The organism is Aestuariivirga litoralis, assembly GCF_003234965.1.
GTDB classification, from domain to species: domain Bacteria; phylum Pseudomonadota; class Alphaproteobacteria; order Rhizobiales; family Aestuariivirgaceae; genus Aestuariivirga; species Aestuariivirga litoralis.
In genome coordinates this window covers 499,767-518,020 of the sequence record NZ_QKVK01000002.1, presented here as the reverse complement: position 1 = coordinate 518,020, position 18,254 = coordinate 499,767, and the positions used below count along the sequence as shown (strand labels likewise).

The 18,254-nt window shown below is 66.3% G+C and carries 16 protein-coding genes; 9 read left to right on the top strand and 7 right to left on the bottom strand.

Annotated features, from left to right (window positions below; genetic code table 11):
* Positions 1 to 24 precede the first annotated feature (24 nt).
* From DK847_RS06380 to DK847_RS06350, 7 genes are all read left to right on the top strand, one after another.
* Positions 25 to 714, top strand: coding sequence for a GntR family transcriptional regulator (locus DK847_RS06380; RefSeq protein WP_342634747.1), 690 nt, complete (start codon positions 25 to 27; stop codon positions 712 to 714).
* Complete coding sequence (locus DK847_RS06375) at positions 707 to 1,054, top strand: TIGR04076 family protein (RefSeq protein WP_111196960.1); 348 nt, start codon at positions 707 to 709, stop codon at positions 1,052 to 1,054. The genes DK847_RS06380 and DK847_RS06375 overlap by 8 nt, the downstream gene beginning before the upstream one ends.
* 4 nt (positions 1,055 to 1,058) lie before the next feature.
* On the top strand, positions 1,059 to 2,135 hold the full coding sequence (locus tag DK847_RS06370; RefSeq protein ID WP_111196958.1) for an aldo/keto reductase: 1,077 nt from the start codon (positions 1,059 to 1,061) through the stop codon (positions 2,133 to 2,135).
* Between the two features lie 50 nt (positions 2,136 to 2,185).
* The gene (locus DK847_RS06365; RefSeq protein WP_111196956.1) at positions 2,186 to 3,448 is read left to right on the top strand and encodes an ABC transporter substrate-binding protein; all 1,263 of its coding nucleotides are present in this window, start codon (positions 2,186 to 2,188) and stop codon (positions 3,446 to 3,448) included.
* Positions 3,449 to 3,662: 214 nt separating this feature from the next.
* Complete coding sequence (locus DK847_RS06360) at positions 3,663 to 5,726, top strand: YgiQ family radical SAM protein (protein WP_111196955.1); 2,064 nt, start codon at positions 3,663 to 3,665, stop codon at positions 5,724 to 5,726.
* Between the two features lie 115 nt (positions 5,727 to 5,841).
* Positions 5,842 to 6,438, top strand: coding sequence for a 5-formyltetrahydrofolate cyclo-ligase (locus DK847_RS06355; RefSeq protein ID WP_111196953.1), 597 nt, complete (start codon positions 5,842 to 5,844; stop codon positions 6,436 to 6,438).
* On the top strand, positions 6,435 to 6,923 hold the full coding sequence (locus DK847_RS06350; RefSeq protein ID WP_111196951.1) for a DUF922 domain-containing protein: 489 nt from the start codon (positions 6,435 to 6,437) through the stop codon (positions 6,921 to 6,923). The genes DK847_RS06355 and DK847_RS06350 overlap by 4 nt, the downstream gene beginning before the upstream one ends.
* 19 nt (positions 6,924 to 6,942) lie before the next feature.
* Here the strand turns inward: DK847_RS06350 and DK847_RS06345 are convergent, their stop codons facing one another.
* Genes DK847_RS06345 through DK847_RS06325 form a run of 5 tightly spaced genes read right to left on the bottom strand, consistent with a single transcriptional unit; the run spans position 6,943 to position 12,019 of the window.
* Complete coding sequence (locus DK847_RS06345) at positions 6,943 to 7,767, bottom strand: ATP-binding cassette domain-containing protein (RefSeq protein WP_111196950.1); 825 nt, start codon at positions 7,765 to 7,767, stop codon at positions 6,943 to 6,945.
* On the bottom strand, positions 7,767 to 8,612 hold the full coding sequence (locus tag DK847_RS06340) for an ABC transporter ATP-binding protein (protein WP_111196948.1): 846 nt from the start codon (positions 8,610 to 8,612) through the stop codon (positions 7,767 to 7,769). Before DK847_RS06340 ends, DK847_RS06345 begins: the two co-directional genes overlap by 1 nt.
* Complete coding sequence (locus tag DK847_RS06335) at positions 8,609 to 9,424, bottom strand: ABC transporter permease (protein WP_111196947.1); 816 nt, start codon at positions 9,422 to 9,424, stop codon at positions 8,609 to 8,611. Before DK847_RS06335 ends, DK847_RS06340 begins: the two co-directional genes overlap by 4 nt.
* Positions 9,417 to 10,424, bottom strand: a complete 1,008-nt coding sequence (locus tag DK847_RS06330) for an ABC transporter permease (protein ID WP_111196945.1) — start codon at positions 10,422 to 10,424, stop codon at positions 9,417 to 9,419. Before DK847_RS06330 ends, DK847_RS06335 begins: the two co-directional genes overlap by 8 nt.
* Positions 10,425 to 10,483: 59 nt before the next feature.
* Complete coding sequence (locus tag DK847_RS06325; protein ID WP_111196943.1) at positions 10,484 to 12,019, bottom strand: ABC transporter substrate-binding protein; 1,536 nt, start codon at positions 12,017 to 12,019, stop codon at positions 10,484 to 10,486.
* Between the two features lie 274 nt (positions 12,020 to 12,293).
* Between DK847_RS06325 and DK847_RS06320 the strand changes: the two genes are divergently transcribed.
* Both DK847_RS06320 and DK847_RS06315 read left to right on the top strand, forming a co-directional pair.
* Positions 12,294 to 14,456: a thiamine pyrophosphate-dependent enzyme gene (locus tag DK847_RS06320; protein WP_111196942.1), complete on the top strand. Its 2,163-nt coding sequence runs from the start codon at positions 12,294 to 12,296 to the stop codon at positions 14,454 to 14,456.
* Positions 14,456 to 15,979: an indolepyruvate oxidoreductase subunit beta family protein gene (locus DK847_RS06315; RefSeq protein WP_111196940.1), complete on the top strand. Its 1,524-nt coding sequence runs from the start codon at positions 14,456 to 14,458 to the stop codon at positions 15,977 to 15,979. Before DK847_RS06320 ends, DK847_RS06315 begins: the two co-directional genes overlap by 1 nt.
* Positions 15,980 to 16,142: 163 nt before the next feature.
* Here DK847_RS06315 and DK847_RS06310 read toward each other — a convergent pair whose 3' ends face one another.
* Entirely contained in the window at positions 16,143 to 16,661 is a 519-nt protein-coding gene (locus DK847_RS06310) for a MarR family winged helix-turn-helix transcriptional regulator (RefSeq protein WP_111196938.1), read from the bottom strand.
* A complete protein-coding gene (locus tag DK847_RS06305; protein WP_111196936.1) occupies positions 16,658 to 18,232 on the bottom strand; it encodes a phytoene desaturase family protein in 1,575 nt (524 codons plus the stop codon). Before DK847_RS06305 ends, DK847_RS06310 begins: the two co-directional genes overlap by 4 nt.
* Positions 18,233 to 18,254 lie beyond the last annotated feature (22 nt).

Here is an 18,254-nt window from a genome sequence, read left to right as displayed (position 1 = left end):
GCAGGCAGGGGCGGGATCACGCCAGTGCGCCGCGAAACGCTGCATGACCGGGTTTATGCCGAGCTCCGCCGCTCGCTCATCCATGGTGTCTTCGTGTCAGGGCAGATGCTGCGCATCCAGGACCTGGCCGAAAAGCTCAACACCTCCACCATGCCGGTGCGCGAGGCGTTGGCCCGGCTGATTTCCGAACAGGCGCTGGAAGCGCTTCCGAACCGGACGGTGCGTGTCCCCGTCATCACGCGCGAGAAGCTCGACGACCTGGCGCGTGCCCGGGTGCTGATCGAGGGCGAGGTGACCGCGCGCGCCATGGCGCACCTGAATGAGGCTGACTTCGTCCGCCTCAGGCACCTGACCCGGCAATGCGAGGCCGCCTTCACGGAGCGGAACGAGAACAATATCCGCCACGCAACCGAGCTGAACCACGCCTTCCACGACCACATCTACCGCGCCGCCGCCTCGCCTGTGCTGCAGCCGATGATCGAGAGCCTGTGGCTGCAGTCCGGGCCCTATGTGCATGCCGCCGCCTTCCTCCACGACGAGACGAACGATCCTGCCGGCACGCACCATCACTGGGAACTCATCACCGCGCTGGAGAAGCGCGACGCGACGGGCGCCATCGCGGCGCTGACGCGCGACATCACACGGGCGTTCAGCCTGCTCCGCAACAAGCTCGATGCGGACGAGGCAGACGCCAGGGCAAGGCATCATGGCTGACACTGACGACGGCTTCGAACTCTATGACCTGCGGGTGGAGGTGACGGCGCCTCCCGGCGGCCCGATCTACTGCGGCGCCAAGCCTGGCGATTACTTCGAGATGCGCGGTGAAATGATCCATTTCCCGCCGGGGCAGGGCTTCTCGATCTATTCGCTCGCAGCTCTGCTGCCATTGCTGCCGGCCAAGCAGCGCCCGACCCACAGGAACGACTGGATGACGAGCGATGCCGAGGTCGCCTGCCCCGACCCCAATTGCTCCACCCGCTTCCGGATCACGCGGACCGGGCTCCGGCGCTTCAGCCATGCCCAGACCACCGCCGTGCCCTTGCCCAAGGATTGAAACCGTGCAGCGCATCACCCTCGAGCCCGGTTATGAGATCTCGCGCGTCATCCGCGGCGGCTGGCAACTGTCGGCGAGCCACAGCCAGGCGGTGAGCGATGATCCGGTGGGCGACATGGTGGCCTTCGCCGATGCCGGGATCACGACCTTCGACTGCGCCGATATCTATACCGGTGTGGAGGAGGCGATCGGCACCTTCCGCCAGCACTATGCCGACCTGCGGGGCCGGGAGGCGCTCGCCAAAATCCACGTTCATACCAAGTTCGTGCCGGATCTGGCCGTGCTGCCGGTCATCGACAAGGCCTATGTCGAGAAGGTGATCGACACATCGCTGAAGCGCCTGCGCATGGAGCGCCTCGACGTGGTGCAGTTCCACTGGTGGAACGTCGGCATCGAGCGCTGGATCGAAACGGCACAATGGCTGGAAGAACTGCGAAAGGCCGGCAAGATCCGGCGGGTGGGTGGCACCAATTTCGACACGGCGCAGTTGCTGGCGATGCGCCAGGCGGGCGTGCCCATGTCCTCGATGCAGGTGCAGTATTCCCTGCTGGACCGCCGGCCGGAGAAGACGCTGGTGGCCGCAGCCCAGGCGCAGGACGTCGCCATCTTCTGCTATGGCACCGTGGCGGGTGGCTTCCTGGGCGAGCGCTGGCTGGGGCAGCCAGAGCCGCAAGCACCGCTCGAGAACCGCTCGCTGGTGAAATACAAGCTGATCATCGACGAACTCGGCGGCTGGGACCTGTTCCAGCAGTTGCTGCGCGTGCTGGATGCCATCGCCCGCCGCCACGGCACCGACATCGCCACGGTGGCGAGTGCCGCCATGCTGGCGCGCCCCGGTGTCTCGGCCGTCATCGTCGGCGCCCGCAACCGCAGCCACCTCGCCGCCAACTTGCGCATCGCCTCGCTGGCGCTGACGGCGGAGGACCACGCCGCGATCGACGCGGTGCAGGCTGGGTTCAATGACCTCGATGGCGACGTCTATGCGCTGGAGCGCGATGCGACGGGCCGCCACGGCTCGATCATGAAATACAATCTCAACAGCGAGGGAAAGACCGCTGCGCCGCGGGAGACGGCGCGATGATTCTTGACGACGGCAACACACAGAAACTCCAACAGGGAAGGTAGACACTCATGAAGAAACTGTTCCTCGCCGCGACCATGCTGGGCGTCGCGGCCGGCCTCGCCTCCACGGCGCAGGCCGCTGACTGCGACGTCACCATCGGCCTGGTGCTCGAACTCACGGGTCCCGCCGGCGAATATGGCCAGGCCGGGGCCAAGGCCGTGGAAATGGCCTTCAGGGATTTCAACGACGCCGGCGGCGTCAATGGCTGCAAGATCATCACCGACACCCGTGACAGCCAGACCCAGGGCAACGTCGCCGTCGACCAGGCGACCCAGCTCGTCAACATCAAGAAGGTGCCGGTCATCATCGGCGGCATCATTTCGCCCATGTCGATCCCGATGCTGACCTCGGTCACGGCACCTGCCGGCGTGGTGCAGGTCTCGCCCGCCTCGTCCTCGCCCACGCTCACCGAGCTCGGCCGCCAGGGCAAGACCAATGGCGTGTTCTTCCGCACCATCACGTCGGATGCGCTGCAGGGCACGGCGGCCGCCAAATACGCGGTCGACCAGGGCCTCAAGAAGATCGCGATCGTCCATGTCAACAACGACTTCGGCGTGAACATGGTCCGCGAGTTCTCGGATGCCTACAAGAAGCTGGGCGGCACCATCACCTCGGTCACGCCGTACAACGAGAAGCAGTCGAGCTATGCCTCTGAAGCCAGCGCTGCGATGGCGGGCGATCCGGAAGCGCTCTATCTCGTCAGCTATCCGGTCGACGGCGCCACGGTGGCGCGCGCCTGGATCTCGGCCGGTGGTCCGCAGAAGTTCCTGCTCAACGACGGCATGAACTCCGAGGACTTCATCAAGGCCGTCGGCGCGCAATACCTCAACGACGCCTACGGCACGTCGTCGGGGACCACCGAAACCGACTCCACCAAGTACTTCAACGGCAACTTCGCGGCCTTCTCCGGCGGCATCAAGCCCGATGCACCGGCCGCCGACCGCTCCTATGACGCCGGGGCCATCGTGGCGCTCGCCACCGCCAAGGCCGGCAAGGGCGATGCGGCGGCCATCAAGGCCGCAATCCCGCAGGTCACCGACCCCAACGGCACGCCCATCCACGCCGGCAAGGACGAGTTCGCCAAGGCGCTTGCCCTCATCAAGGACGGCAAGACCATCAAGTATGAAGGCGTGATCGGTCCCATCGCCTTCGACCAGTATGGCGACATCACGGGTCCCTTCCGCCTGTGGAAGATCAAGGATGGCGTGGTGACCACCACCGGCGAAATCAGCGCCCACGAGGTCGGCCAGATCAAGGCCTCCTTGAAGTAGCCGAAACAGGGAGCGGCGGCCTCCTGGCGAGGCCGCCGCCCCACGCCGTGTGGATCCGGGGTTGCGGGAAGGTCCTGGCCGGGTTCGCGCCATGTTGACCTGATGGGCCAAATCCGACAGAACCGGAGCGCCGCGGGCCTGTGTGCCCGTTCCGTGTCAGCCGCCGGATCCCATGACCACGACCACGCTCCTTGCCGCCCCAGCGCCCGCCCCGATGCCGGTTGCAAAGCCGCTCTTCTCCTATCGCAGATACTGGGCGCACCGCTTCGGCACGGCACCCTTCTTCCCCATGTCGCGCGCCGAGATGGATGAGCTCGGCTGGGATTCCTGTGACGTCATCCTGGTCACCGGCGATGCCTATATCGATCACCCGAGCTTCGGCATGGCGCTGGTGGCGCGATTGCTGGAGGCGCAGGGCTTCCGCGTCGGCATCATCGCCCAGCCGGAATGGCGCGATGCCTCCGCCTTCAGGGCGCTCGGCCGGCCCAACCTGTTCTTCGGCGTCACCTCGGGCAACATGGACTCGATGGTGAACCGCTACACCTCCGACCGGCGGCTCCGCCACAATGACAGCTACACGCCGGGCGGCGAGGGCGGCAGGCGGCCGGACCGCGCGGTGATCGTCTATGCCCAGCGCTGCCGCGAGGCCTTCCCCGATGCGCCCATCGTGCTCGGCGGCATCGAGGCCTCGCTGCGGCGCATCGCGCATTACGACTACTGGTCGGACAAGGTGCGCCGCTCGATCCTGATGGATGCCAAGGCTGATATCCTGCTCTATGGCAATGCCGAGCGGGCGCTGGTCGAGGTGGCGCACCGCATCGCCAAGTCCGGGATCACGTCGGACTTCAGCGACGTGCGCGGCGTGGCCTTCCTGCGTGATGCCGTGCCCGAGGGCTTCCTCGAGGCCCATGCCGACGATATCGACAGCCCGGACGAAGGGATCCGCCGCAAGCACATGCAGCATGTGCCCACCGTCATCCGCATGCCCGCCTTCGAGCAGGTGGCCGACGACAAGGAGCTCTATGCGCGCGCCTCGCGCGTGCTGCACAAGGAGGCAAACCCCGGCAATGCCCTGCCGCTGGTGCAGCGCCATGGCGACAAGGAATTGTGGCTCACCCCGCCGCCCATTCCGCTCACCACGGCCGAGATGGATGGCGTCTATGACCTGCCTTACGCGCGCGCCCCGCACCCCATCTACAAGGGCCAGAAGATCCCCGCCTGGGAGATGATCCGCCATTCGGTGACCATCATGCGCGGCTGCTTCGGTGGCTGCTCCTTCTGCTCGATCACCGAGCATGAGGGGCGCATCATCCAGTCACGCTCGGAGGAGTCGATCCTCAAGGAGATCGAGACCATCCGCGACAGGACGGAAGGCTTCACCGGCGTCATCTCCGACATTGGCGGCCCCACCGCCAACATGTATCGCATCGCCTGCAAGGACCGCGAGACCGAGGCCCTGTGCCGCCGGCCCTCCTGCGTCTATCCGGATATCTGCAAGAACCTCGACACCAACCACGATCCGCTGATCCAGCTCTATCGCAAGGTGCGCGCCGTGCCCGGCGTGAAGAAGGTGAACGTGGCCTCCGGCGTGCGCTATGACCTCGCCGTCGAGAGCCCCGAATACGTGAAGGAGCTCGTCGAGCATCACGTGGGCGGCTACCTGAAGATCGCGCCGGAACACACCGAGGACGGTCCGCTCTCCAAGATGATGAAGCCCGGCATCGGCAGCTATGACGCCTTCAAGAAGCTGTTCGACGAGGCGGTGAAGAAGGCGGGCAAGAAGTATTTCCTCATCCCCTATTTCATCGCGGCGCATCCCGGCACCACCGACGAGGACATGATGAACCTCGCCCTGTGGCTGAAGAAGAACGGCTATCGCGCCGACCAGGTGCAGACCTATCTGCCCTCGCCCATGGCGCTGTCGACGGCGATGTATCACACCGGCTTCAACCCGCTGAAGCCGGTGCGCCGCGGCGTCTCCGAACCCGTGGACACGGTGCGCGGCCTCAAGCAGCGCCGCCTGCACAAGGCCTTCCTGCGCTACCACGATGCGGAGAACTGGCCCACCATTCGCGAGGCCCTGAAGGAGATGGGCCGGGCCGACCTGATCGGGCCTGGCAAGCACCAGCTGGTGCCCGCCTGGCAGCCCAAGGGCACCGGCGGGCAGGGCGAGGGCAAGCGCGTGGGCCACAAGGGGCGGCAGAAGCCGGGTGCGCCGAAGGGCGGCACCTTCCTCACCAAGGGCGTGCTGCCGCGCCGCCCGCCCGGCGCCGGCTGAGCGGCGGGCCGCTGGCTGGCCGTTCATGGGAGCACTGCATGCGCCGCAGGCAAATTCCCCGTGCGCGCCGGACAGGCCGTCGTAGGATGATCGCCGGGCAGGGAGTAACTGCGGCATGGGCTCGGGCTGGACGCGTGGCGAGGTGATGGCATGGCGCAAGAGCGAGCGCGAGCGCCTGATCGCGGCGCGCCTCGCGGCGGCAAGCGACCAGCGTGCCGCCTGGAGCCACGCAATCGCGGATGTGCTGCAGCGCGCCATTGGCGCCGCCAATGGCCTGATCGTCAGCACCTACTGGCCGTTTCGCGGCGAGCCCGACCTGCGGCCCCTCATGGCGCGGCTGGAGGCAATGGGTGGCTGCTGTGCCCTTCCGGTGGTGCTTGCCAAGGGCCAGCCCCTGGTGTTTCGCCGCTGGAAGGAGGGCGAGCCGCTGGTCCGCGGGGTATGGAACATTCCCGTTCCCGCAGAGGGTGCGGAGGTGGAGCCGGACGTGGTGATCGCGCCCGTCGTGGGATTTGACCCGCACTGCTTTCGTCTTGGCTATGGCGGTGGCTTCTTCGACCGGACGCTGGCCTTGCGCGCCCCGCGCCCGCGGGTGTTCGGCGTCGGCTATGAGCTGCAGGCGATCGCCACGATCCATCCCCTCGGGCATGACATTCCCATGCAGGCCATCGTGACCGAGGCCGGCCTGCACCAGCCGGCCGCGCTGCAATGAGGCGTGCGGTCCTGATCCTGCTGCTCGCGGGCGCGATGGTGCTTGGCATGCCCGATCACGGTCGGGCGGAGCCGGTGGTCACCGCGAGCATCACCTACAAGGCGGTGAAGGGCAGGTCGGTGAACGAGCTGATCCGCAGCCTCAACCGCAGCCGCACCAATGGTGCCTGGGCCTATACGTGGTGGCGGGTATCGCGCCAGTCTTGCGTGACGACACTCGAAATCCGCCAGACCCTGCCGAAGTGGACCGACAGGAGCCGGGCTCCGGCACGGGTGCAGCGCAAGTGGGATGCCTTCTACAAGGCATTGCTGGCGCACGAGGCGCAGCATGTGCAGTTTGCGCGCAACGCCGCCGTCGAAGTCGATGGCCTCGGCTGCAATGCGGACTACCGCAAGGTGGTGCGGCGCTGGATGGCGGTGGAGCGGGCCTTCGACCGGAAGACCAAGCACGGGGTCCGCAGCGGCGCCACATTGCGCTATGAATGAAGGGGTCCGGCCGCGGCCGTCAGGGTCTTGCCCGCTCCAGCGGTGTCTCGTCCAGCCAGCCGGGTGTCACCTCTGGCAGCGGGATTGATGCGATGAGAGTGCGGGTGAAGTCGGTCCGGGGCCGTGCGAAGACCTCCGCCGTCTGTCCTTCCTCGACGATCTCGCCACCCTTCATGATGACCACGCGCTCGCAGAGATAGCGCACCACCGACAGGTCATGGCTGATGAAGGCCAGCGCCAGCCCCATCTCGTCGCGCAACCCGCGCAGCAGGTCGAGCACCTGCGCCTGAGTGGAAACATCGAGGCCGGAGACGATCTCGTCCGCCACCACGAAGTCGGGTTTCAGCGCCACGGCCCGCGCAATCCCGACGCGCTGGCGCTGCCCGCCCGAAAGCTGGTGCGGATAACGCCTGATGGCGGAGGAGGGCAGGCCCACGCGGTCGAGGATCGCGGCGATGGACGTTTCGCCCGCATCCATCCCGTTCAGCTTCAGGGCCGTTGCAAGAATGTTTCCAATGGTGTGGCGCGGGTTGAGCGAGGATTGCGGATCCTGGAAGATCATCTGCATGCGGCGGCGCAGGGGCTTCAGCTGCGCGGGGCCTGCATGGGTGATGTCCTGGCCTTCGAACAGCAACTGCCCTTCGCTCGGCTCATAAAGGCGCAGCAGCGAGCGGCCGAGCGAGGTCTTGCCGGAGCCGGACTCGCCGACGAGACCCACCGTCTCGCCCTTCTTCAGCGAGATCGAGACGTTGTTCAGGATGCGCAGCTTTCGGCGCTGGCCGATCAGCACCTGGTGCCCCATGTCCGGCACGTCGAGCGAGATGTTGCGCGCCTCGATCAGCATCACATGCCGATCTCCCGCCTGAGCTCGGCGATGAGCGCTTCGGGAACCGGCTTCAGGCTTTGTTCGGGCTGGTCATAGCGCGGGCTCGCGGCGAGCAGGGCGCGGGTATAGGGGCTCTGCGGGTTCTGCAGGATCTCCGCCGTTGCCCCCTGTTCCAGCACCTTGCCGCCATAGAGAACCGTCATGCGGTCGCAGATCTGCGCGACGACGCCCAGGTCATGGGTGACGAAGAGAAGTGTCGTCCGGTGCTCGCGCTGCATGTCGCGGATCAGCCGCAGCACCTGCTTCTGCACGGTCACGTCGAGGGCCGTGGTCGGCTCGTCGGCGATGATGACATGGGGGTTGAGCGAGAAGGCCTGGGCGATCAGCACGCGCTGCCGCATGCCGCCGGACAACTCATGCGGATAGCGCTGCAGCACGCGCTCCGGCTCGCGGATGTGCACGTCGTTCAGAAGCGAAAGCGCCCTGTCGAAAGCCGCCTTGCGGCTCAGCCCTGCGCGCAGGCGCAAGCCGTCCGTCAGCTGGTCGCCGATGCGGCGGGCGGGGTTCAGCGAGGTGAGCGGGTCCTGCGGGATCAGTGCGATGCGCACGCCCAGCAGCTCGCGCAGTTTTGCGGGAGCGAGGGCGAGGAGATCGGTGCCTTCGAAGAAAATGTTGCCCCCGGTCACCTTGATGCCGGCGGGCAATATGCCCAGCACCGCCTTGGCGATCGTCGATTTTCCCGCCCCGCTCTCGCCCACCAGCGCCATCACCTCGCCGGCGTTCACGCTGAGCGAGACATCGCGCAGGATGGGGCTCACCGCGGTGCGCGCGGAGAGGTTCTTGATGTCGATCACCGGGCTCATCGCTTCAGCATCGGGTCGAGCCACTGGCGCAATCCGTCTCCCAGCTGGTTGAAGGCGAGGACCGTGAGGAACAATGCGCCGAGCGGGAAAACAAGCACCCACCAGGCCTGGTAGATGATCTGGCGGCCTTCCGCGATCATGCCGCCCCAGGTCGGCGTATCGGTCGAAACCGACAGCCCGACGAAAGACAGGATCGCCTCGACGATGACGGCGATGCCCATCTCGAGTGACAGCAGCACCAGCACCACGGGCAGCACATTGGGCAGAACCTCGCGCCACAGGATGGCGCCGCGCCCCATGCCCAGGGCGGAGGCGGCTTCCGCATATTCGAGGCGTGCCTGCTGCAGCGTCTCGGCGCGCACCACCCGGGCAAAGCGGGTCCAGTCGATCACCACGATGGCGACGATGACGGAGGTGAGGCCCGCTCCCAGCACGGCGACGAGCAGGATCGACAGCAGCACCGGCGGAAAGGCCATCCAGATGTCGACGAGGCGGCTCACCGTGGCATCGACCCAGCCCCGGTAATAGCCCGCCAGAAGGCCGAGCAGCGTGCCGAGCAGGCAGGCGAGCGTCGCCGCCACGAAGGCCACGGTGAGTGCGATGCGCGTGCCATGGATGAGGCGCGAGAGCACGTCGCGGCCGAGGCTGTCGGTGCCCAGCCAGTGGCCGGGCTCGACGCCCGGTGCGGCGGTCGCCGCCATCAGGTCCTGCTCCAGCGGGTCGAAGGGGGCGAGCAGCGGCGCGAAGACCGCCACCAGCACGAGGAACAGGATGAAGCCGCCGGCGAGCCAGATGCGCAGGTCCCTAGGCATGCCGCAGCCTCGGGTTCAGCCACACGGTGAGTGCATCGACCAGCATGTTCACCGCGATGAAGATGATGCCGAAGGTCAGCACCAGGCCCTGGATCAGCGGCAGGTCGCGGTTGATCACGGCATCGATGGCGAGATTGCCGATGCCGGGATAGGAGAAGATGCGTTCAGTGATCACCGTGCCACCGATCAGGAAGGTGAACTGCACGCCGGTCAATGCCAAAGCGGGAACGGCGGCGTTGCGCAGTGCTTCCTGCAGCAGGATGCGCAGGCTCGAGAGGCCCTTGATGCGGGCAAGCGTGATGTAGTCCTGCACCATCACGTCCATCATCGTGTTCTTGAGCACGCGGCCGATGACGGCGGCAAGCGGGAAGGCCAGCGCGCAGGCCGGCAGCAGCATGTGCTTCAGCACGTCCCACACGAAGCCGAACTTGGCCCTCAGCAGCCCTTCGAGAACGTAGAACTGGGTATAAAGCCCCGCATCGATCGACGGGTCGCTGCGCCCCGAGATCGGCAGCAGCGGCACCAGCACGCCCAGTACGAGCACGAAGGTGAGGCCCCAGATGAAGTCGGGGACGGCCAGCATCACGCCGTTGAAATTGTCGATGGCGCGCTCCACCCAGGTGCCGCGCCAGGCGGTGGAGACGAGCGCGATGAACCCGCCCCAGACCACCGCCATGGTGAGGGCGAAGATGGCGAGTTCCAGTGTCGCCGGCAGGCGCTGCCCGATGATGGTGATGACGCCCTGTTTCATCGAGATCGAGGTGCCGAGATTGCCGTGCAGAACCTGGCCGAACCAGATCCAGAACTGCTGCCAGATCGGCAGGTCCAGCCCGTAATGCGCCCTGAGCGCGGCGATGTCGGCATCCGTCGCGCCGGGGGCGATCATCATGGCGATCGGGTCACCCGGCACCACGCGCACCAACACGAAGACCACCACCATCACGCCGAACAGCGTGACGAGGGCGGAGAGCGCGCGGGACAGGATGAGGCTGAGCGGCATGGTGTTGAGAAGCAGCGAGGCCCGGCCGGGGCCGGGCCTCGCATGCTGTCAGGTGTTGATCACGAGGCGGGCGACATCTGCGCCGGCTCGGGCGAGCCTGCGACGTTCGGCGTCACCTTCACCGTCTTCTTGAACAGGATCGGCTGCTGATACTGGATCAGCGGGATCACATAGGCGTTCTCGGCGATGTACTTGTCGACCGCCTTCCAGCCGTCGATGCGCTTCTTCTCGTCCGCCTCGCCCCACAGCGGGCCGATCATGCCGTCGAGGTCATCGGTGTTCCACACCGAGTGCGGCGAGGGACCGAACATGGCGAAGCCCGTGGAGGTGGTCGGGTCGCCGATCGCGTTGCCCCAGTTGTAGAAGGCGGCCGGCGCCAGCTTGTCGGCGGCGCGCAGCTCGTAGTGCTTGGCGATCTCGTAGACCTCGATCTCGGCCTCGATCCCCACCTTGCGCCACATGCCGACGATGGCCTGCACCATCTCGTAGTCCTTGGGCTTCAGGCCGCGCGTGGTCTGGATGGTGAACTTCACCGGATTGTCCGGGCCAAAGCCCGAAGCCTTGAGCAGTTCCTTGGCCTTCTCCGGGTCGTATTCCACCACGATGGCCGGATCGAAGGCGACATATTCCGGCGCCTCCAGCGTGCTGATCGGCGTTGCGTAGCCGCGCAGCAGCTTGTCGACGATGGCCTTCTTGTCGATCGAGATGGCAGCCGCCATGCGCACGTTCTTGTCCAGCATCGGGCCGTCATTGTTGAGGAAGATCATGCCGATGTCGGAGACGGGGGTGACGACGCCGGCAAGCCCGTCCTTGGCCTTCAGGCGGTCATATTCCTCGAAGGGCACGTCCACCGTGACATCCGAAGAGCCCGACTCGATTTCAGCGACACGGCTCGTCGCATCCGGCACGAACTTGAACACCACGGTGTCGAAGGCCGGCTTGCCGCCCCAGTAATCCGGGTTGGCCTTGAGGCGCACGAAGGCGTTGCGCTCAAACTGGTCGACCATGTAGGGGCCGGTGCCGATGGGCTTGGCCTCGAAGCCTTCAGCGCCCACCTTCTCGTAATAGGCCTTGGGCATCACATAGCCCGTGAGGAAGGCCATCCACTTGAACAAGGTGGGTTCGAACTGCAGCACATCGGCGGTGATCTTGTTGCCGTCGACCTTGAAGTTGCCGATCTTCGACCAGATGAAGGCGATGGGGTTGCCGCCATCCATCTTGCCGGCGCGCTCGAGGGACCACACCACGTCCTCGGCGGTGAAGGGCGAACCGTCATGCCACTTCACGCCGTCGCGCACGGTCATGAACACCTGCTTCTTGTCGTCCGACCAGCCCCACTCGGTGAGAAGCCCCGGCTGGAAGGCGAGGTCCGGCTTCTGGCCGATGAACTGGTCGAAGACCGAGCGGTAGATGGCCTGGATCGTCGGGTTCACGGCGGAGAGGCCGGTGGTCGGGTCCCAGGACGGCAGGTTCACGTTGTAGGCGATGGTGACGGTGCTGCCCTCGGCGTGGGCCGCGGTGACCATCATTCCCGGTCCCACCAGCAGCCCGGCCAGGCCGCCCTGCAGCAGCTGGCGGCGTGAAAGTTCGATCATGTTGTCCTCCCTGTTGTGCCGTGCGCTTCGTTCACGCCGGATTGAACAGCATTTTGGGGCTGTGCGTTGAAAATATTCAAGTGCATTTTTCACATCCGTCAGGGCCCTCACCATGCAAACGCATGGAATTCATGACGCACTGCACAAGAAATTCGATATTGCTTGATAAACAGGCGTAGGAGGGTCAGTATTCGCAGGTTCCGGCGGGGCTTGGTCAGGCGCCTGTCGAAGCTTGGATATATGCATTTGAATGTAATTCAAGGCGAAGCGGAAGATGGCTGAACGGTCTTTTGCGCGTGAGGTGGAGGATCTCCGGCTGGGTGACGGCCAGGAATTCCGCGGCGAGGGCATCCTCGCCATCACCAAGGCGCTGCTGCAGTCGGGCGTTTCCTATGTCGGGGGCTACCAGGGCTCGCCCATCTCGCACCTCATGGACGTGCTGGCGGACGCGTCCGACTACATGGCGGAACTGGGCGTTCATTTCGAATCCTCCGCCTCGGAGGCCACCGCCGCCGCCATGCTCTCGGCCTCCGTCATGTATCCGATCCGCGGTGCCGTCACCTGGAAGTCCACGGCCGGAACGAACGTGGCGAGTGACGCGCTGTCGAACCTCTCCTCCGGTGGTGTGAATGGCGGCGCCGTCATCATCATCGGCGAGGATTATGGCGAAGGCTCCTCCATCATGCAGGAGCGCAGCCACGCCTATGCAATGAAGTCGCAGATCTGGCTGATGGACCCGCGCCCCGATCTGCCCACCATGGTGCACATGGTCGAGAAGGCCTTCGAGCTCTCGGAAGCCTCCAACACGCCGGTCATGGTCGAGGTCCGCATCCGCGGCTGCCACGTGCATGGCCGCTTCAGGGCCAAGGACAACAGGAAGCCCGCCTACACCCTGAAGCAGGCGCTGGAGAACCCGGTGCGCGACGTCAACCGCATCGTGCTGCCGCCCGCCTCCTTCATCCACGAGAAGCTGAAGATCGAGAAGCGCTGGCCCGCCGCGGTCAACTTCATCCGAGAGCAGAAGCTCAACGAGGTCTTCGGGCCTGAGGACGGCGAGGTCGGCATCATCCTTCAGGGTGGCATGTACAATGGCGTGATCCGCGCCCTGCAGCAGCTGGGCCTGTCGGATGCCTATGGCAATACCAGGGTGCCGCTCTATGTCATGAACGTCACCTATCCGCTGGTGGACGAGGAGGTGGTCTCCTTCTGCACGGGAAAATCCGCCGTGGTGGTGGTCGAGGAGGGGCAGCCCGAGTTCATCGAGCAGGCGCTCAACACCCTGCTGCGCCGGCGGGACATCAACACCCGCATCTCCGGCAAGGACGTCTTCCCCATGGCGGGGGAATATACTGCCACGGTGATGCAGAAAGGCTTGATGGGCTTCCTCGAAAAGCACGCGCCGCGCCTTCTCGGCAACCGGCCGCCGCTGCCCGATGCCTCGCCGGTTCTCAACAGCAGGGAAGTCCAGGCGCTGGCGAATGTCGTGCCGCCGCGCCCGCCCGGCTTCTGCACCGGCTGCCCGGAGCGCCCCATCTTCGCGGCGATGAAGCTGGTCGAGAAGGAACTGGGGACGCATCATGTCTCTGCTGACATCGGCTGCCACCTCTTCTCCATCCTGCCGCCCTTCAACATCGGCGCGACGACGATGGGCTATGGCCTCGGCCCCGCCGCGGCGTCGGCCTTCAACGTCAAGGCCGACAAGCGCGTCATCTCGGTGATGGGCGATGGCGGCTTCTGGCACAATGGCCTGTCGTCTTCCGTCGGCAATGCCGTGTTCAACAAGCATGACGGCGTGATGCTGATCGTCGACAACTACTATTCATCCGCAACGGGCGGGCAGGATATCCTCTCATCGCGTGCAGAAAACAAGAAACGCGCCACCAACAATTCCATCGTCGATGCCGTGAAGGGCGTTGGCGCCAGGTGGGTGCGCCAGATCGACCACACCTATGACGTGGCGAAAATGCGCGACACGCTGCGCGAGGCGCTGACGACGGAGGAGCAGGGGCCGAAGATCATCGTTGCCTCCTCCGAATGCATGCTCAACAAGCAGCGCCGGGTGAAGCCGCTGGTGGACAAGGCCGAGCAGGCGGGCCAGCCGGTGCTCCGCCAGCGCTTCGGCGTCGATGAGGACATCTGCACGGGCGATCATGCCTGCATCCGCCTCTCCGGCTGCCCGTCGCTGTCCGTCAAGCATGTGGATGATCCGCTGCGTGATGACCCCGTGGCGGCGATCGACAACAGCTGTGTCGCCTGCGGCAATTGCGGCGAGGTGGCGGAGGCTGCCATCCTCTGCCCCTCCTTCTACCGCGCCGACGTGCTGCGCAATGCCTCGGGCTGGGAGCGTTTCATGGCAAGGCTGCGGGCCGGTGTCATCTCCTTCCTGCAGCGCCGTCGCGAGACGGGCCGCCACCTCTTCGCCAGGGTGAGTGCCTGATGTTCGACGCTTCCATCCCGCGCGACAAGCCGCTGTCGATTGCCATTCTCGCCATGGGCGGGCAGGGCGGTGGCGTGCTGTCGGACTGGATCGTGGCGGTGGCCGAGGCCAATGGCTGGTACGCGCAGTCGACCTCAGTGCCCGGCGTCGCCCAGCGCACCGGCGCGACACTCTATTACATCGAGATGCTGCCGCCGAAGGACGGGCACGCGCCGGTGCTGGCGCTCATGCCCACGCCCGGCGACGTTGACGTGGTCATCGCGGCGGAGCTGATGGAGGCGGGCCGCTCCATCCTGCGCGGCCTCGTCACGCCGGACCGCACACTGCTCATCACCTCCACCCACCGCGCCTATGCCGTGGCCGAGAAGGAGAAGCCCGGCGAGTCCATCGCCGATCCGCAGGCGGTCGATGCCGCGTCGCGGATTGCCGCACGCCGCGTCATCGCCTTCGACAAGGACGAGGCCGCGCGCGAGTCCGGCACGGTGATCTCCGCCCCGCTCTTCGGCGCCCTCGCAGGCTCCGGCGCCCTGCCCTTCGACCGGGCGAGCTTCGAGGCGGTGATCTCGGAAGGTGGTCGCGGCGTGAAAGCTTCGCTCAAGGGTTTTGCCGAGGGTTTTGCACGCGCCACCGCCAACGAGCTGCCAGAAGCGCGCATCGCAAACCGCAAGGCAGTCGGCATTCCGGAGACATTGGGAGCCCTTGACCTCGACCAGCGCCTCGCCCGTGTCCGCGCGCTGCCGGGCTCCGCCCAGGTCGCGGCCCTCGCAGGCCTCAAGCGCTGCATCGACTATCAGGACCATGCCTATGGCGATGAGTATCTGGCGCGGCTTGAGGCCTTGACGATCCTCGACGCCCGCAACGGTGGCGCAGCACAGGACTTCGCCTTCACGGCCGCCGCGGCCAAGCATGTGGCCAATGCCATGGCCTATGACGACGTGATCGGCGTTGCCGACCTCAAGATCCGTTCCGCCCGCTTCGCCCGCATCGCATCCGAGATGAAGGCGGGCGAGGATCCGCTGCAACTCACCGAATTCGTGCACCCGCGCGGCGAGGAGGTGGTGAGCCTCCTGCCCGCCGGCTGGGGCCGCAAGGTTTCGGCGAGCCCCGCCTGGATGGCACGCATCGACCGCTGGGTGAACCGCGACCGACGCATCCGCACCCACTCGATCCGCGGTTTCCTGCAGTTCAGCATGATCGCGGGCCTGCGCCGCTGGCGCCGAAAGCTGCTGCGCCATGATCACGAGATGCGCCACATGCAGGTCTGGCTCGACCTCGCCACGCGCACGCTGCCAAAGAACTATGATCTCGCCCGCGCCATCCTTGCCACGCACCGGCTCATCAAGGGCTATTCCGACACCCATGCGCGCGGGCTGTCGAAGTTCGACCGCGTGCTCTCCGCCGTGCCGCAGCTCGAAGCCCGCACCGATGGCGGCGCCTGGATCGACCGCCTGATCTCGGCGGCGCTGAAGGACGAGAATGGCGACGCGCTCGACGGCGCGCTGAAGACGGTGCGGGAGCTTTAGAACAGAGCCCCGTCATGTCCGCCCGGAGTTCCCCTCCCCCTTGCGGGGAGGGGTAGGGGTGGGGGTCGTGCCGCGAACGCAGACTTCAAGCACCGGACTCGCGGCACCCCCACCCTTGATCCCTCCCCACAAGGGGGAGGGAAATTCAAGCTGCGCTGGCCTTCTACCCTTCCGCCTCCGCCAGCCTGATGTTGCGCAGCACCTTCTGCAGGGTTGCTACGAAATGCGAGAACTCCTCCTCGCCGATGCCGCGGAACATCTGCTCATAGTGCTGGAACATCACCGGCCAGAAGGCATCGAAGGCCTCGCGGCCTGCCGGGGTGATCTCCACCTCGCGCACACGCAGGTCGCTGGCGCGCGGGCGGCGGCCCACGAAGCCGCGGGCCTCGAGCGTGTCCAGCGTGCGGCTCATGGTCGACTGCTCGGTCACCGTCAGTGTCGAAAGTTCGTTGATGGTGAGGCCTGAATTGATGCCGAGCACCGCGAGCGCCCGCATCTGCGGCGTGGTGAGATCAAACTTGCGCAGTTCCCCCGCAAGCTCCGCGTTCCACGTTGCGGCAATGCGGTTGAGCAGGTAGGGCACGAAGTAATTGAGCCCGATCTCGGCCAGCGACGGCAGCGAGGTCTCGGCATCCGCCTCGCGATGCAGCACGCCGCTGAGGAAGGCGAGGTCGCGCGTCATTTCAGCGAAGACGCCAGAAGGAAGCCGGAGCCGCCGCCGAGGCCGGGGCCCGGGTGCGTGGAGGCACCGATCTGCCACAGCCGCTTCACCGGCGTCTCGTGGTTCTTGAGCCCGCGCAGCGGCCGCCACAGGAAGAACTGGTCGATGCTGCAGGCCCCGCCATAGGGATCGCCGCCCACGAGATTGACGTTCATCGCCTCGAGGTCGGCGGGTGAATAGCAGCGCCGCGCCAGCACCAGCGACCTGAAGTCCGGGATGTGCCTGCTGAGGATCGCCTCGATGCGCTCGGCATAGGCTTCGCGCACCGCGTCCGTCCATCGCCCATCGGCGGGTGCCGCGATCTCGCCTGCGGCATCACCCTTGATGTGGCGGGGGCACTCGGGAAGCTGCAGCCACAGGATCGATTGGCCCTCGGGCGCGCGCGACGGGTCGAAGTTCGTCGGCTGGCCGAGGCAGATGGTGGGCTCGGCGGGCAACATGCCGCGCTCCGCCTCGTTCACCGCCTTGGACACGCCGTCGAGCCCGGGGGTGAGATGCAGCAGCGCCACCTTGGCAAGCTCCGGGTCCTTCCACGGCGGCGGCGCCTTCAGCGCATAATGGATCTGCATGTTGCCCTTGCCATAGGCGAAGCCGCGCGTCTCCTCGCGCTCACGCGCAGCGCCGGGCCAGTTCTTCAGCAGGCGTCCATAAAGCTGGTTCGGCGTCATCGAGCAGATGACGCCTTCAGCAGCCGCGATGCGTTCGCCGGACGCCAGCACCACGCCGGTGGCACGGCCCGCCTCATCCACCGTCACTTCGGTGACATCGGCCCCGGTGCGGATCTCGCCGCCATGATCGCGGATCAGCTGCTCGAAGGCGGCGATGATGTTCTTCGCACCGCCCTTGACGATGGGGGCGCCTGCGGCTTCCAGCGCGAAGGCGATGACCTTGGCCATCTGGCCGGAATAGGTGCTCTCGGGCCCCAGCCCGCAATGCAGCACCCAGGGCGCCATCAGCGCGTGGAAGCGGTCGGACTTGTAGTAAGGCTGCAGCCAGTGCCGCGCCGAGATCAGCGCTGCGCCGAAGAAGGCAGAAAGCCCAAGCGGCCCGCGCTTCCACGCCTCGCGCGCCACCAGCTTCGCCATGTCCCAGGACCACAGCCTGCCGCCCAGCAGCGCGAAGAGGAAGGGCGCATTGGCGCCCAGCGCCTCCATGTCGGCGGCATATTGCGCGCCATCGCCCTTGGCCAGCGCATCGAAGGCGGCGATGTTCCTTGCCCGGTCGCGCGTCAGCACGAGGTGCGAGCCATCGGGGCGCAGCACGCCCGTGGGGATCTCCGGATGCGCGAAGGCGAGGCCGCGCGTCTCCAGCTCCTTGCCCAGTGCGGCATAGGCGGGCGACAGCAGGAACAGCACGAAGGTCGTCGCCATCACGTCATGCGTGAAGCCCGGCACCGTCGCCTCTTCCGTGCGCATGCAGCCGCCGGTGACGGCGTTGCGTTCCAGCACCAGCACCTTGCGGCCCTTGAGCGCAAGAAGGGACGCAGCGACGAGTGAGTTGATGCCGCTGCCGGCGATCACGTAGTCGGCCATGCCGCGTCCCTCTCAGTCTGTT